This is a genomic window from Hymenobacter sp. BT559, assembly GCF_017571525.1.
Taxonomy (GTDB): Bacteria; Bacteroidota; Bacteroidia; order Cytophagales; family Hymenobacteraceae; genus Hymenobacter; species Hymenobacter ginsengisoli.
The window spans coordinates 18667-34622 of record NZ_JAGETY010000011.1; the positions used below are offsets into that span (position 1 = coordinate 18667).

The 15956-nt window shown below is 62.2% G+C and carries 12 protein-coding genes; 9 read left to right on the forward strand and 3 right to left on the reverse strand.

Features of this window, described 5'->3' with window-relative positions:
* Positions 1-68 precede the first annotated feature (68 nt).
* From J4D99_RS15235 to J4D99_RS15245, 3 genes are all read left to right on the forward strand, one after another.
* Complete coding sequence (locus J4D99_RS15235) at positions 69-440, forward strand: hypothetical protein (RefSeq protein WP_208132595.1); 372 nt, start codon at positions 69-71, stop codon at positions 438-440.
* Positions 441-550: 110 nt separating this feature from the next.
* On the forward strand, positions 551-2890 hold the full coding sequence (locus tag J4D99_RS15240; RefSeq protein WP_208132596.1) for a TonB-dependent receptor: 2340 nt from the start codon (positions 551-553) through the stop codon (positions 2888-2890).
* Between the two features lie 86 nt (positions 2891-2976).
* Entirely contained in the window at positions 2977-4602 is a 1626-nt protein-coding gene (locus tag J4D99_RS15245; protein WP_208132597.1) for a PepSY-associated TM helix domain-containing protein, read from the forward strand.
* Between the two features lie 23 nt (positions 4603-4625).
* Here J4D99_RS15245 and J4D99_RS15250 read toward each other — a convergent pair whose 3' ends face one another.
* Entirely contained in the window at positions 4626-4856 is a 231-nt protein-coding gene (locus tag J4D99_RS15250) for a hypothetical protein (RefSeq protein ID WP_208132598.1), read from the reverse strand.
* 221 nt (positions 4857-5077) lie between these two features.
* Between J4D99_RS15250 and J4D99_RS15255 the strand changes: the two genes are divergently transcribed.
* Entirely contained in the window at positions 5078-6319 is a 1242-nt protein-coding gene (locus J4D99_RS15255) for a pyridoxal phosphate-dependent aminotransferase (protein WP_208132599.1), read from the forward strand.
* Positions 6320-6422: 103 nt separating this feature from the next.
* Positions 6423-8339, forward strand: a complete 1917-nt coding sequence (locus tag J4D99_RS15260) for an ABC-F family ATP-binding cassette domain-containing protein (RefSeq protein WP_208132600.1) — start codon at positions 6423-6425, stop codon at positions 8337-8339.
* A gap of 88 nt (positions 8340-8427) precedes the next feature.
* Here the strand turns inward: J4D99_RS15260 and J4D99_RS15265 are convergent, their stop codons facing one another.
* Positions 8428-8805, reverse strand: a complete 378-nt coding sequence (locus J4D99_RS15265) for a hypothetical protein (protein ID WP_208132601.1) — start codon at positions 8803-8805, stop codon at positions 8428-8430.
* A gap of 107 nt (positions 8806-8912) precedes the next feature.
* Here J4D99_RS15265 and J4D99_RS15270 point away from each other — a divergent pair, with 107 nt between their 5' ends.
* Both J4D99_RS15270 and J4D99_RS15275 read left to right on the forward strand, forming a co-directional pair.
* Positions 8913-9863, forward strand: coding sequence for a zinc-dependent peptidase (locus tag J4D99_RS15270; RefSeq protein WP_208132602.1), 951 nt, complete (start codon positions 8913-8915; stop codon positions 9861-9863).
* Positions 9864-9969: 106 nt separating this feature from the next.
* On the forward strand, positions 9970-11046 hold the full coding sequence (locus tag J4D99_RS15275) for a hypothetical protein (RefSeq protein ID WP_208132603.1): 1077 nt from the start codon (positions 9970-9972) through the stop codon (positions 11044-11046).
* 3 nt (positions 11047-11049) lie between these two features.
* Here J4D99_RS15275 and J4D99_RS15280 read toward each other — a convergent pair whose 3' ends face one another.
* Positions 11050-11442 carry an MGMT family protein gene (locus J4D99_RS15280; protein ID WP_208132604.1) on the reverse strand — a complete coding sequence of 131 codons (393 nt, stop codon included), beginning with the start codon at positions 11440-11442 and terminating at the stop codon, positions 11050-11052.
* 159 nt (positions 11443-11601) lie between these two features.
* On the opposite strand from J4D99_RS15280, the gene J4D99_RS15285 reads away from it, so the two are divergent.
* The gene (locus tag J4D99_RS15285) at positions 11602-12693 is read left to right on the forward strand and encodes an efflux RND transporter periplasmic adaptor subunit (RefSeq protein WP_208132605.1); all 1092 of its coding nucleotides are present in this window, start codon (positions 11602-11604) and stop codon (positions 12691-12693) included.
* Between the two features lie 129 nt (positions 12694-12822).
* Positions 12823-15939, forward strand: coding sequence for an efflux RND transporter permease subunit (locus J4D99_RS15290; RefSeq protein ID WP_208132606.1), 3117 nt, complete (start codon positions 12823-12825; stop codon positions 15937-15939).
* Positions 15940-15956 lie beyond the last annotated feature (17 nt).

The following is a 15956-nucleotide window of genomic DNA, read 5'->3' on the forward strand; positions in this document are numbered from 1 at the left end:
GCCACCCGCAGTAAGTGAAGCCAGCGGTAGGCGCGGGCCCTACCTTTGTGCCTTCTCACCAAGTTGCCGTGAAAGCATTTTTCGCCTACTTCTTTATTTCGCTGGTGCTGCTGCAATCGTTCAGCCGCGAAGTATTGCTGGTGGATTTTGCCCTCAATCAGGCGGCTATCACGGCCCGCTACTGCGTGAATAAGGCCCGCCCGGCCCTGCACTGCGACGGCAAGTGCTACTTCGCCAAGAAGGCCCGCCAGCAGGAAGAGCGCGAGAATAAGTCGGCCGGCCCCGTAAAGGAGCGGCTCGAAATGCTGCCGGCGGCCTTTGCCGCCTGGCAGTCGCAGCCGGCCCAGCCGGTTGCCCCCGCTGCTACTTGCTACGCGGCGCTGGTGCCCGGGCACTACACTGCGCCGCTAGGGGCAGTTTTTCGCCCGCCCCTCGGCTAAGCCAACCATCGAACGGGGAGTTGCCGGCCGGCTAGGGCCTGAGGCGCAATGCGTTTGTGGCCTAGCCGGGCCTTGCCCCTCTGTGTTTGGGTTAGTCTGTTTTCAGAGGAATGAAAGGTATGTTTATGGGTGCCGGGCTGGCCGTGGCTAGCCTGGCGAGCGCGCAGGCGCAGCAAGCCGCCGTGCGCGGCACAGTTCTCGATGCGCAGTCGCAGCAGCCGCTGCCGGGCGTTTCGGTGGTGGCTCCGGGCACTGGCACCGGCACTACCACCGATGCCAACGGCCGCTTTGTGCTGGCTGCGCCGGCCGCTAGCCGCGAGCTAACTATCTCGTTTATTGGCTACAACACCCAGCAGGTGCACGTGCCTACTGGCGGCCACGCCCTCACGGTGCGGCTCGAAGCGGCGCCCGTGAGCCTGCAGGGCGTGGTGGTGTCGGGTAGCCGCGAGCAGGAGCGGCGCACCGAAACGCCGGTGGCCATCAGCACGATAACGCCGCAGCTCATTGCCGATACCAAGGCTACTGCGCCCTACCAGCTGCTCAATAAGGTGGCGGGCGTGTACATGGTGGATATGGGCGCCGAGCAGCACATGATGGCTATCCGCCAGCCCATTACGACCAATGCGGTGTATTTGTATTTGGAGGATGGCCTGCCCATCAGGCCCATCGGCATCTTCAACCACAATGCGCTGTATGAGATAAACCAGGGCGGCGTGCGCAGCGTGGAAGTGGTGAAGGGCCCGGCTTCGTCGCTCTACGGCTCCAATGCAATCGGCGGGGCAGTCAACTTTTTGACCAAGCAGCCCACGCCGCTGCCCACAGTGGGCGCCTCGGTGCAGGGCGACAACTTCGGCTACCGGCGCATCGATGCCAGCGCCAGCGGCACAGTGGGCCGACTAGGGCTGTATGCGGGAGGCTACGCGGCCCGGCAGCGCGGCGGCTGGCAAGACTACACTGACTTCAACAAGCAGTCGTGGACGCTGCGGGCCGATTATACTTTCAACGCCAAAACCCGCCTCATCGGGACGGGAAGCTATAATTACCTCTACACCCAAACGCCGGGTACCCTCGACAGCGCGCACTTCTACAGCCGCAGCTACCAGAGCAACAACCGCTTCACCAACCGCGAGGTGACGGCCGTGCGCGCCAGCCTGCGCCTGGAGCACGACTGGAGCCCCGGCCAGCAAACGGCTTTCACGGCCTTCACGCGCTACAACTCGACCGGCCAGCTACCGAGCTACTACATCGCCGATGTGCGCGCGAACGGCGTGTACCAAAGCTCCAATGGGCAGGTCAATAATCAGTCTTTTCACAGCTACGGGGCCCTAGCGCAGCACCGCGCCGACCTTGGTTTTCTCAACTCGCGGCTCATTGTGGGGGCGTATGCTGATTTCAGCCCTAGCACGTACTACGCTCGTTACCTGAATGTTCAGAAGGACGTAGCCAACAATTTCTACACCGGCTACACCGATACGGGGCGCTACCTCGACGACTACAAAATCGACCTCATCAACACGGCTGCCTACGCCCAGTACGAGGTACAGGCTACTGAGGCGCTGCGCATAGTGGGCGGCCTGCGCTACGACCGGGTGCAGTACAAGTTCAGCAACAACCTGAGCGGCAGCCAGACCAGCAAAAAGGCGGCGCAGGACAATGTGTACAACATCGTGGCGCCCAAGCTGGGCCTGACTTATGCGCTAGGGCCGGCCCAGGGCTTGTACGCCAATTTTAGCACCGGCTTCCAGCCGCCCGAAACCAGCAGCCTCTACAGCTCGCGACAGACTATCGAGCTGAAGCAGGCCAACTTCACCAACTACGAGGCCGGCGGCTGGGTGGCCTTGTTCGAGCGCAAAGTGTATATCGACCTGAGCCTCTACCAAATGGAGGGCCGCAACGAAATTGTGAGCCTCTTGCAGGCCGACAACACCACGCAAAGCGAAAACGTGGGCGCCACCCGCCACCAGGGCATCGAGTACACGCTGACCTACGCGCCGGTGCCAGAGGTGAACTTCCGCCTGAGCGGCACCAACGCCCGCCATACCTACCTCGATTACAGCGAAGTAGTGCAGGGCCGCAACCGCGACTACGCTGGCAACCGCATGGTGGGCGCGCCCAACTGGCTAGCCAATGCGGAGGTGTTTTACAAGCCGCGCTTTGCGCCCGGCGCCCGCGTGGGGCTGGAGTACCAGCGCGTGGGCCAGTTCTACACCAACACGGCCAACACCAAAACCTACGCCGGCTACCACCTGCTGAACCTGCGCCTGGGCTACCGCCTGCCGCAATCGGTAGCGCGCGGCCTGGAGGTGTGGGCCAATGTGGTGAACCTCGGCAACGCGCTCTATGCCGTGAACGCCACCACCAACCAGTACGGCACCACCTACACGGCGGCCGCGCCGCGCACCATCACGCTGGGGCTAGGGTACACTTTTGCCGCGAAGGCGCGGGAGTAGCGCGGACTTTCAGTCCGCGACTGCACTGCCTGTAAACTTCTTAACGAATTGTCCAGGTGCGGACTAAAAGTCCGCGCTACATTCTTATGCAAACAACGTCGACCCCGCCGGCCCGGCCGGCCACAGCCACTTCGCCGCTGCGGCGCTTTGTGGGCCGCAACATGTACCGCTGGCACCGGGTGCTGGGCCTTATCACCCTGCTGCCGGTGGTGCTCTGGACGCTCAGCGGCATCTCGCACCCCCTGATGTCGAACTGGCTGCGGCCGCCCATCGCCCACGAAACCGTGCCCGCGCCACCGCTGCAAGCTGCCGCGCTGGCCGTGTCGGTGCCACAGGTGCTGGCGCAGCAGCACTTAGTAGCCATCCAGAACCTGCGCATGGTGCAGTATCGCCACCAGCCTTATTACCAGGTTACTGACTTCCGGGGCCGGCTGCGCTACTTTGCCGCTGCCACCGGCCAGGAGCTGCCCAATGGCGACCGCGCCTACGCCGAAGACGTGGCGCGCTACCTCACGGCCGACTCGACCTCGGCCGTGGCGAGCGCCGAGCGCCTGACCCACTATACCGGCGACTACAAGTTTATCAACCGCCTGCTGCCGGTCTGGAAAATTACCCTGGCTAGGCCCGATGGCATGGCCGTGTTCGTCGAAACCGAGCAGAGCCGCATGGGCACCTTCAATAACACTGCCCGCGCCCGCTTTCTGTGGGTGTTTGGCATGATGCACAACTGGGATTTCCTCGATGCGCTGCCGAGGCCGTGGCACCTGGGTATCATGCTGGCCTTTACCACCATTATCTGGCTGTCAGCCCTAAGCGGACTGGTTATCTATGGCTTTGTGCGGAAGAAATTGCGGCAGCCCCGCTCGCCCCAGGACCAGGTGGGCTGGCTGCGCCGGCGCCACCGTTCGCTAGGGCTGTGGGTGGCGTTCGTCACCTTCACGTTTGCCCTGAGCGCGTCATATCACCTCTGGCAAAAGCTCACGCCCGACCGGCGCGACTCCGTAGCCCGCGTGTCAGGCTTCGCCGCCAGCGAATTGACCTGGCCGCTGACTGAGGCCCTAGCCGGCCCAGCCCCAGTGCAGCGTGTATCGCTGGTGCGGGTGGCGGGCCAGCCCTACTACCGGCTGGCTAGCCAGGGTACAGCCGGCGGTCCACCACAAGTACAATACCGTAGCACCCGCGACGGCCAGCTGCTACTCGCTGGCGAGTCGCTGTACGCCCGCGAGCTCGGCCAGGAGTTCATGCTGAAGCTCAATGGCCAAGCCGCGCCGGCTACCGCCACTGGTGCTGCCGAAGACGGCGCCCTCCCCGACTGCTGCACCGCCCCTAGCCTAGCGGCTGAAGCGCCCGCCACTATCGGCACGCCCGCTGCCGGCCCCGCGCCCGCACAAGCCAACCTGCTCAGCCCCGAGCTGATAACTAAGTTTGCCGGCGAGTACGGCTTCGTGAACAAGCGCCTGCCGGTGATGAAGCTGGCCTTTGCCACGCCCGACCACACGGCCCTGTACGTGGAGCCCGCCAGCGGCCGCCTGGCCGCGCTCGTCACCGACGGCGACCGGCGCGAGGGCCTGTCGTTCGCAGTGCTGCACAAGTTTTTCCTGATGGACTGGGCCGGCAAAAACGTGCGCGACGCCGTGGCCATCCTCTCAGCGCTAGGGGTGCTGGTGGTTACGCTCTACGGGTTTGCCCTGCTGCTACGCACACGGCAATGAGCCAAACGGGTGTGCCGCTGGTGCTAGGCCAGCCGCGCCAGCATTACCAGCACGATTACCTGCGAGGGGTCTTTGGGCGAGAGCTTATTCTCGAAGCTTTCCAGCTCGTAGCCCTTGGCTAGCCACGCTTTCACCTCCGAGAAGCCAAGAATTTCAGCCTGCGTAAATGGGATGGGTGCTGCCCCCGAGCCGGCCGCGGCGGGCTCCGATAAGAAAGTAAGTATTTTGGTAGCGGGCAGCTCGGCAGCATTCATACGGGTGGAATAAGCCCGGCCAGGAGCCGGCGGGATAAGCGGGTAAAGGGGCCGCAAAGCTACGGGGCTGTTTGCGCCGGCAACACGGGCGAGCCCTAGCCGCAGAGGGTGCAAATGCTGCCGGCCCAACTTTTATTTCACAAAATACCCTCCTGTTTTACCCGTAACCCCGCGCGGGCCAATACTTTTGCGACTCGCACCTTTTTTTATCAATTAAGCTTATGTCGCCTAGTACCGCTACCCCGGCTGCCGCGCCGGCCGACCCCACCGCGTATTTCTCCGACCGCATTCTCCAGATTCAGGAGTCGGCCACCATTGCAATGGCCAAGAAAAGCCGCGAGCTGGCGGCCCAGGGCGTAGACGTGATTAACCTGAGCTTCGGCGAGCCCGATTTTCAGACCCCGCAGTATATCAAGGATGCCGCCAAAAAGGCGATTGACGACGGCTTTACCTTCTACACGCCGGTACCCGGCTACCTCGACCTGCGCCAGGCCATCTGCGACAAGCTACTGCGCGACAACCGCTTAACTTACGCTCCTAACCAGATTGTGGTGAGCACCGGCGCCAAGCAGGCGCTCAGTAACATCATCATGACCCTGGTGAACCCCGGCGACGAGGTCATCATTTTTTCGCCCTACTGGGTTAGCTACGCCGCGCAGGTAGAGCTGGCCGAGGGCGTAGCCGTGCCCATTATGGGCTCGCTCGAAAACGACTACAAGGTGACCGCCGCCGAGTTTGAGGCCGCCATCACGCCGCGCACCAAGGCCGTGATGTACTCGTCGCCCTGCAACCCCACGGGTGCCGTGTTCAGCCGCGCCGAGCTAGGGGCCATTGCCGAGGTGCTGGCCCGCCACCCCGGCATTTTCGCCATTGCCGACGAGATTTATGAGTACATCAATTTCACTGGCGAGCACGTGAGCCTGGCGCAGTTCGACGCCGTGAAAGACCAGGTTATCACCATCAATGGCTTCTCGAAAGGCTACGCCATGACGGGCTGGCGCCTGGGTTACCTGGCCGCGCACCCGGCCGTGGCGGCGGCCTGCGACAAGCTGCAAAGCCAGATTACCTCCGGCACCTGCTCTATTGCCCAGCGGGCGGGGCTAGCCGCGCTGCAAGGCGGCCGGTCGTCGGCTGATGAGATGGTGCAGGCTTACCACCGCCGCCGCGACCTCGTGCTAGGGCTGGTAAAAGACATTCCGGGCCTGAAGACCCCCACGCCCGACGGCGCGTTCTATATTTTCCCCGATGTGTCGGATTTTTTCGGCCGCACTGCGCCCGACGGCGCGGTTATCAACGACTCGTCGGACCTGGCGCTGTACCTGCTGCGCGATGCGCACGTAGCCGCCGTGAGCGGCGACTCGTTTGGCGCGCCCGACTGCATCCGCTTCAGCACCGCTGCGGCCGATGAGAAACTGACCGAAGCCTTCGCACGGATTAAGAAGAGCCTGGCGGCGCTGCAGTAGTCGGAGTTTGGTACTCAAGGAACGTCATGCTTCACGTGGTGTAGCATGACGTTCTTTTTTGTACGCACTGCGCCCCGCCCCCGCCGTACCTTTACGGGTACTTATGAACTTGCTTTCCGCCGAGAATATCTCGAAGAATTACGCCGACCGCTGGCTATTTAAAGACTTGAACTTTGGCCTGCAACAGGGGCAGCGCATTGCCTTTGTGGGCATCAATGGCACCGGCAAAACCACGCTCATGAAGGTGCTGGCCGGCCTCGAAGCCCCTGATACGGGCCTCGTGACGCGCCGCCAGGGCATCCGGGTTACGTACCTGGGCCAGCAGCCCGTGTTTGATGAGAGCCTGACGGTGGAGGAAACCATCTTCGCCAGCCAAAACGACACGCTGCGCGCCGTGAAGGCCTACGAGCACGTGGTAAACGACCCCAACCACGACCCCGACGAGCTGCAAAAGGTGATGGAGCGCATGGACGCCCTCAACGCCTGGGACTATGAGAGCCAGGTGCAGCAAATCTTGGGTAAGCTTGGCATCTTGGGCGACCTGCTGACGCGCAACGTGAGCAAGCTCTCGGGTGGGCAGCGCAAGCGCGTGGCCCTAGCCCGCGTGCTTATCGAGGAGCCCGACGTGCTGCTGCTCGACGAGCCCACCAACCACCTCGACCTGGCCACCATTGAGTGGCTCGAAAACCGCCTCAACTCGCCCAGCCTCACGCTGCTGATGGTGACCCACGACCGGTACTTTCTGGACAAAGTGGCCAACGAAATCGTAGAACTCGACAAGGGCCAGATGTATCGCTACCAGGGTAACTATGCCTACTTCGTGGAGAAAAAGGCCGACCGCGAAATGCGCGAAAGCATTGAAGTAGAGAAGGCCCGCCAGCTGTTCAAAAAAGAGCTGGAGTGGATGCGCCGTATGCCCCAGGCCCGCGGCACCAAGCAGAAGGCCCGCATCGACGCCTTTTACGTGACCAAGGAAAAGGCCAGCACCAACCTCACCAAGCAGCAGCTGGAGCTGAGCGTCAAAACCACCCGCCAGGGCGGCAAAATCATTGAAGCCGAGCACCTCAACAAGAAGTTTGGCGACAAGGTGGTGCTGGATGATTTCAGCTACGTGTTCAAGCAAAAGGACCGTATCGGTCTGGTCGGCCCCAACGGCGCGGGCAAAAGCACGCTGCTTAACATGCTGACTGGTAAGCTCCAGCCCGACAGCGGCACCGTGGACGTGGGCCAGACTACCGTGTTTGGCTACTACACCCAAACCGAGCTGGAATTTGACCCTAGCCAGCGCGTCATCGACATCGTGAAAGAAGTGGCCGAAGTAGTGGAGCTCGCCAACGGCGACGTGCTCACGGCCAGCCAGTTCCTGACGCTGTTTCTGTTTCCGCCGGCGCAGCAGTACACGCTGGTGAGCAAGCTGAGCGGCGGCGAAAAGCGCCGCCTGCAGCTGCTGCGCGTGCTGGTGAAGAACCCCAACTTCCTCATTCTTGACGAGCCCACCAACGACCTCGACCTGGGCACGCTCAACATTCTGGAAGACTTCCTGCTGCACTTCACCGGCTGCCTGCTCATCGTGAGCCACGACCGGTACTTCCTCGACAACCTGGCCGAGCACCTGTTTGTGCTGGAACCGGGCGGGGCCGTGCTCAACTTCCCCGGCAACTACACCGACTACCGCGACTACTTGGCCGAGCGCGAGGAGCTCGCTGAGCTCGAAGCCGAGGAAAAAGCTGCCAAGGCCGCCCGCGCTGCTGCCAAAGCTGCCCCCGCTGCCCCAGCTAGCCCCCCGCCGGCCGCCGCACCCGCCAAGCGCCGCGCCAGCTTCGCCGAGAAAAAGGAGTTCGAGCAATTGGAAAAGGACATTGCCGCGCTCGAAAAGGAAAAAGAGACCCTAGTAGCCAACCTGGCCACCGGCCAGGGTTCGCGCCAAGAGCTGATAGACTGGCCCGCGCGCCTGCAAGTGGTTGATAAAGAACTTGACGCCAAAGGTGAGCGCTGGCTGGAGCTAAGCGACTTCGTGTAAGAAGAGTTTCCTAAAAATTAAGGCCTTCCTGCTTCGACAAGCTCAGCAGGAAGGCCTTAATTTTTTCTTTGTGTAACTAGCTAATAAGCTACGCTTTCCAGAGCTCGTGCTCCTGGCCTTTGCTGGTGGTGAGCACGAAGCGTGGTGGGTTGGCGCGCAGCACAAGGCGCACGCGGCCGGGGTATTTCTCCGAGTCAATCCAGACGCCATCTTCCTTCTGCGGCTTGTCGGCAGCAGGCAGGTAGGCAGTGGGCAGCAGCACGTCGGTATCAGACTTGAGGTCGAGGTGCACTTTTTCGAGGGCCGCTTCGAGGTCGGCGCCGTAGTCGTCGTTGAAGTCGTCTTCGAGGTCGTGCAGCGCCTCTTCCACGTCGTCGTAGCGGGCGTCGTCGTAGGTGAGCGTGTGGAGCTCGGCCTTTTTCTCAATCAGGGCCAGCAAGGCTTTGTTCAGGTCGGCAGCGTTCATGGGGGCAGGCAGGGGGAAGACAGCGGGAAGTGATACGCCACAAATTTGCGCACGAAAAGGCAAACTGCCCCGCCAACCCCCGGCACCAGGCAGCCGTTAAGGCGGCCATGTCCCTCTCCTACCTGCTGGCCGGCGCCGCGCTGCTGGCCGTGCTGCTGCTTTTTTACCGCTACCTCACAGCCGATGCCCGCCAGCGCCGGGCCGCCCTGGCCGCGCCTTTTCCCGAGGCCTGGCGGACTATGCTTACGGAGAACGTGGCTTTTTACGACGGCCTGGGGGCTAGCGAAAAAGCACGCTTCGAGCAAGCCATGCAGCTTTTTCTGGCCCGCACGCGCCTCACGGGCGTGCAGACCGAGGTAGACGACCTGACGCGGGTGCTCACGGCCGCGGCTGCAGTCATTCCGGTGTTTGGCTTTCCGGGCTGGGAATACCCGACCCTGCACGAAGTGCTGATAGTGCCCGACGCCTGGCAGCTCGAAACCCGCCCCGACCAGGAGGTAAAGCAGCTGGAGGGTACCCTGCTAGGGTCGGTGCAAAGCTTTCAGAACTCGCAGTACATGCGCCTCTCGCGGGCCGCGCTGGTGCAGGGCTTCGCCGATGCGGAAGACAAGCATAACGTGGGCGTGCACGAGTTTGCGCACCTTGTCGATGAGGCTGATGGCCAGATAGACGGCATCCCCGGCGCGGGCCTGCCGCCCGCCCTGCGCCGCCCGTGGGCCGAGGTGATGCAGCGCGAGCTAGCCGCCATTCGGGCCGGCCACTCTGACATCGACGCCTATGCGGGCACCAACGAGGCCGAGTTTTTTGCGGTGGTGAATGAGTACTTTTTCGAGCGCCCCGAGAAGCTACAAGAGCACCACCCCGAGCTGTTCGACCTGCTAGCCCAGGCCCTGCACCAGCACCCCGAGCAAACCCTCACCGCCCACGGCAGCCACCTCGACCCGCGCCAGTGGCTGCGCCAGCTGCGCGCCAAAAAGAAAGTGTTGGGCCGCAACTCGCCCTGCCCATGTGGCTCGGGCAAGAAGTACAAGGACTGCCACCTAGGGCAGGCAGCGTAGGCCAGCTACCTGGTGCGAGCGGTCGGAGAAAAAATAGTCTTCTAGCGCTAACTGAGGTCGGACTGTCGAATGGTTTCTTGCGGCAAGTTTGGTTTAATCGCTGTTTATGGGATACGACGTACACATTACGCGCAAGCAACACTGGGCCGATGAGGAGGAAGCCGCCACTATCTCGCTGGCTGAATGGCTGGCCTACGTGGCCGCTGACCCCGAAATGCGCCTCGACAACCACGCCGAAGCTCCGGTTGGGGATACTGGCACCACCCCAGGGGTAGAGAGCCAGGGCCTCAGCGTGTGGCTGCCGTATTCGAAAAATGGTCGCGCGGGCAACTACGCCTGGTTTGCGCACGAGGGTGACCGGGTGACGGTGAAAAATCCCGATGAAGAAATTCTGGGCAAGATGCTGACCATTGCCCACGCACTCGGCGCTCGGGTGCAGGGCACCGATGGCGAGTACTATGATGAGGTGGCGCCCCTATTTGCCAACCCAGCGTCTAGCAGCACCGGCACTTGGGCGGATGCTGGCCTTCGCAATTTCCAAACTTTTGCCTCGGCCGGGGCCGCAGAGCCCTTGCTACAAGCTCTGGCGGAGGCCGGCATTCCGTACCACACCACGTTCGACACCGGGCAGGTAGCATTCGACCCCTCTTTTGCCAACAATCAGCTAACCAGCAATTTCACGGTGCAGCTAGCCCTCGTCGATTTCGAACGCGGCACCCAGCTGCTCAATAAGCTGAATCAGCACGCTCTCAGCCAAATCGACCCTGACCACTACCTGTTTCGCTTCACCGACGAGGAACTGATGGACATTGTGGTGAAACCCGACGAATGGAGTGCGCTGGATGTGGCGCTCGCCGGCCAGCTGCTTCGCAAGCGCGGGCGCGATGTTTCGCCCGACACCTTGCAGCTGCTGCGCCAGCGCCGCGTGGCCGAGCTAGCCCAGCCCGACCAAGACCACAAGTCCCTCGTACGGAGCGGCTACTTGTCGGCTATGCTAGGGGGCATCATCGGCATTGTGGTTGGCTACCAGCTCTATACCAGCCGCAAGCAGCTGCCTACCGGCCAACGCGTATATGCCTACTCGCCCACTGACCGGGTGCATGGTATTCGCATTATGGTGCTGGGTATCTGCGTTTTTATTTTGGTCATGGCCGCCCGCCTCATTCGGCTGATGGAGGACTAGCGCCTACCCCAGCTCCACGCTAGGGTCCCAGTACAGCTTTTTGAAGTCAACTACCGTGTCGTCCTCTACGCGCACGCCTTCAGCTTCGAGGCGCTCCTGCATGGCCGTGGGCGTCGGGAAGTGGTGCCGCCCGCTGAGCTGCCCCAGCCGATTGACGACGCGGTGTGCGGGCACGGGCGCCTCCTTCTGGTGCGTAATGGCGTCGAGGTTGGAGGCCATGAGGGCGTAGCCCACGGCCCGCGCGCCCCGCGTGGCACCCAGGTAGTGCGCCACGGCGCCGTAGCTCGTGACGCGGCCGGGCGGCACCAGGCGCACCACCTCGTGCACGTCGGCAAAGTAGTTACGCTCGGGCGCGGGCGTGGTTTGGCCGGGAGGCGGGCTGGCGGGCTTCTTCATGGCGGTGAAAATACGGGCCGGCGGCGCAACCCCGGCCGGGCCGGCGCGTCCTTGCGCCCGCGCACTTGAACCCGAACTTTGCGCCGGCTGTTTCCTGACCTTCGGCCAGCTGCCGGCCCCTTTGGTGGGCTAGTAGCTGATTCCCAATTAATTTCCTGTATGCGTTTTTTTCCTGCGGCCCTGCCTTCTAAGCCCCTCGCGGGCACGGCTCCGCTGCTGCTGGCCGGGGCACTAGCCCTGCTAGGCGGCTGCCATTCCAAAACTGAAGAGAAAGGCGGCAAAGACGCCAAAAAAAATAACGGCCCCGCCCTGGTAGATGTGCTGGTGGCTAGCCCTTCGTCCGTGACCGATTCAGTAGAAGCCAACGGCGCGGTGGTAGCCAACGACTTTGTGGAGCTGCACCCCGAGGTGAGCGGCCGCCTCACCTACCTGCAGGTAAACGAGGGCCGCCGCGTGGCCAAAGGCACCGTCATTGCCCGCATCAACGACGCCGACCTGCAAGCCAACCTGCAAAAAATCCGGGCCCAGCTGCAAGTAGCCCGCCTCTCGCAAGACCGGCTGGAGAAACTGCTGAAGGTGCAGGGCGTAAACCAGGCCGACTACGACTTGGCCGTGAGCCAGGTGCGCAGTGCCGACGCCGACGCCGCCTACACCCAGGCCATGATTGCTAAAACGGTTATCCGGGCTCCTTTTGCCGGGGTGCTGGGCTTGCGCCAGGTGAGCCCGGGGGCCTATGTCACGCCCACTACCATCATTGCCACCCTCCAGGCTGATACCAAGCTCAAGGTCGATTTTACCCTGCCCGAGGCCAACGTGGGGCTAGTGCACCCGGGTACTACCGTGACAGTGCGCTTTGCCGGCAACCCGCCGCGCACCTACCCTGCCACCGTGCAGGCCCAGGAAAGCCAGGTAAACCAGACCACCCGCAACCTCACGGTGCGCGCCCTGCTGCCCGCCGGCGCTCAGGTGAGCCCCGGCACCTTTGCCAGGGTGCTGGTGCCCACCGGCACGGCCCGCCGCAGCGTGGTGCTGCCCACCAACGCCATTATGCCCGGCGATAAGTCGGACCAGGTAGTACTCGTTAAAAATGGCAAAGCCGTGATGCAGGACGTGAAAACCGGCGACCGCCAGGAAGACCAGATTGCCGTGATAAGCGGCCTCTCGGCTGGCGACTCGGTGGTGACGAACGGCGTGCTTTTCACCCAGCCCGGCAAGCCGGTGAAGGTGCGGAAGGCTAGAAAAGCCTCTTAAAAACCACCTGTCCTTGCGAGCGCAGCGCGGCAATCGCACCAGAACGTTCTAGTTCGGGTGTCGTGCTGAGGCGATTGCCGCGCTGCGCTCGCAAGCACATAAATTATTTATTATCAATCAGTTATAAGCATGAATATCTCTGAGCTATCCCTGAAGCGGCCCGTGCTCGCCACGGTGTTCAACCTGCTGCTGATACTCTTCGGTGGGGTGGGCTTCTCGTTTCTGGCGCTGCGCGACTACCCGGCCATCGACCCGCCGATTATCAGCGTGAGCACCTCCTACACGGGCGCCAACGCCGACGTGATTGAGAACCAGATAACCGAGCCGCTCGAAAAGCAGATTAACGGTATTCCGGGTATCAAGTCCATCACGTCGAGCTCGTCGCTAGGGTCCAGTAATATCACGGTCGAGTTTAACCTCGACGTGGATTTGGAGGCCGCCGCTTCCGATGTGCGCGACAAGGTGGGCCAGGGCGTGCGCTCGCTGCCGCAGGATATTGACGCGCCACCGGTGGTATCGAAGTCGGACGCCAACTCCGACAACATCCTCATCCTGGCCGTGCAGAGCCGCACCAAGAGCCTGATGGACCTCAGCGACTTTGCCGAGAACAACCTGCAGCAGCGCTTCCAGACCATCAACGGCGTGTCGGCTATCAATATCTTCGGGCAGCAGCGCTACGCCATGCGCCTGTGGCTCGACCCGGCCAAGATGGACGCCTTCCAGGTGTCATTCACCAACGTGCAGCAGGCCCTGAACGCCGAAAACGTGGAGGTGCCCGCCGGCAAAATCTACGGCGGCAAAACGGAGCTGACCATCCGCACCATGGCGCGCTTCACCACCGAGGCGCAGTTTCGCAACCTCATCTTGCGCGAAGGCAAGAACGGCATTGTGCGCCTCGGCGACGTGGCCCGCGTGGTGCTAGGCCCCGAAAGCTACGAGCAGAGCTGGAAGGTGAACGGCGCCTACGCCGTGGGCCTGGCCATTGTGCCGCAGCCGGGCTCCAACTACGTCGAAATCGCCGACGAATTTTATAAGCGCCTGGCTGAGGTGCAGAAGGAAAACAAGGCTGACATTCAGCTGCGGGTGCTCACCGACAACACCAAGATTGTTCGCAACTCCATCGATGAAGTACTTGAAACACTGGCGATTTCGTTCGGGCTGGTGGTACTGGTTATCTTCTTCTTTTTCCGCAACTGGCTCACGGCCCTGCGTCCGCTCATCGACATTCCGATTTCGCTGGTTGCCACGTTTTTCGTGATGTACCTGGCGGGCTTTACTATCAATATCCTGACCCTGCTCGGCATCGTGCTGGCCACTGGCCTGGTAGTAGATGACGGTATTGTGGTGACGGAGAACATTTTCCGCAAGCTCGAAGAAGGCATGGATATCCGCCGGGCGGCGCTGGAAGGCAGCAAGGAAATCTTCTTTGCGGTTATCTCTACTTCGCTGACCCTGGCGGTAGTGTTCCTGCCGGTAATTTTCCTGGAAGGCTTCACCGGGCGCTTGTTCCGCGAGTTTGGCGTGGTGGTGGCCGGCGCGGTGCTGATTTCGGCCTTCGTGTCGCTCACGATTACCCCGGTGCTCAACGTAGTGTTGCACCGCGAAAACAAGAATAAGGAAGGCAGCGGGCACGGCCGACTTTACGACAAAACCGAGCCGTTTTTTCAGGGCATGGAAACTGGCTACGGGCGCATCGTGGGTGGCTTTTTGCGGGTGCGGGGGCTAGCGTGGGTAGTGGTAGCCTTCTGCGCAGGCATTATCTACTTCATTGGCAAGGGGCTGCCCACCGAGCTGGCGCCTATTGAGGACCGCAGCAGCGTGCGCATGGTGCTGACCGGCCCCGAGGGCACGAGCTTCGACGCGATGGAGAAAATCAGCGGCCAGGTAGCCGCCTTCACGGCCGACTCGGTGCCCGAAAACGACTTTGTGTTTGCCCGCACCCCTGCCGGCGGCAGCGCCAACACGGCGCAGGTGCGCGTGGGCCTGGTGCCGCCCGACCAGCGCAAGCGCTCGCAGGACGATATTGCCAAGTACCTGACCAAGAAGACCAAGCGCTTCAACGACGCCCGTATTTTCGTGGTGCAGGAGCAAACCATCGCTGTGGGCTCGGGCGCCAAGAGCAGCGTGCCGGTGCAGTTTGTGCTGCAGAATACGGACCTCGAAAAGATAAAGGAGGCACTGCCCAAGTTCCTGGCCGCTGCCCGGCAAGACCCGACCTTCCAGAACGTCGATGCCAACCTCAAATTCAACAAGCCAGAGGTGCAGCTCACGTTTGACCGCCTGAAAATCCGCGACCTGGGCCTGACTACGCAAGACGTGGTAGCCGCCGTGCAGGGCGCCTTCGGCGGCCGGCGCATGGCCTATTTCCTGCTCAACGGCCGGCAGTACCAGGTAATCGGGCAGGTAGACCGCAACTCGCGTAGCGCGCCTAACGACATCAGCCGCCTCTACGTGACGAACAGCCGTGGCGAGAGCATTCCGCTTACGGCCGTGGTGCACCAAGTCGAAAACTCCAACCCCAGCACGCTCTTTCACTTCAACCGCCTGAAAGCGGCCACCTTATCGGCGCAGCTGGCCGAGGGCAAAACGGTAGGCGACGGGGTGAAGGCTATGCAGGCAATAGCCGATAAGGAGCTGGATGCCAGCTTCTCAACGGCGCTCACCGGCTCGTCGCGCGACTTTGCCGAGAGCTCGGGCAACACGGCGTTTGCCTTCGTGCTGGCCCTGGTGCTGATTTACCTGCTGCTGGCGGCGCAGTTTGAGAGCTTCCGCGACCCGCTCACCATCCTGCTCACGGTGCCGCTAGCCCTGGCCGGCGCGCTGCTCAGCCTGTGGGCGATGGGCCAGACGCTCAACATCTTCTCGCAAATCGGGATGATTATGCTCATCGGACTTGTCACCAAAAACGGCATCCTCATCGTGGAGTTTGCCAACCACCAGCGCGACGCCGGCCTACCCCTGCGCGAGGCCGTGCAGCTGGCCGCCCAGCAGCGCCTGCGCCCGATTTTGATGACCTCGCTGGCCACGGCGCTGGGTGCGCTGCCCATTGCCCTTAGCCTGGGCGCGGCCAGCACCAGCCGCAAGCCGCTGGGCACGGTCATCGTGGGTGGCATTCTGTTCTCGCTGGTGCTCACGCTGTTGGTCATTCCGGCTATTTACACTTTTGTGGCCAAAGAGCGCAAGCCGCAGGCCGAGGGCGAAACTGAAGCCATTCCGGCACACGAGCCGGCCGAAGTAGCTGCTTAGTACTCCATTTGAAAGAA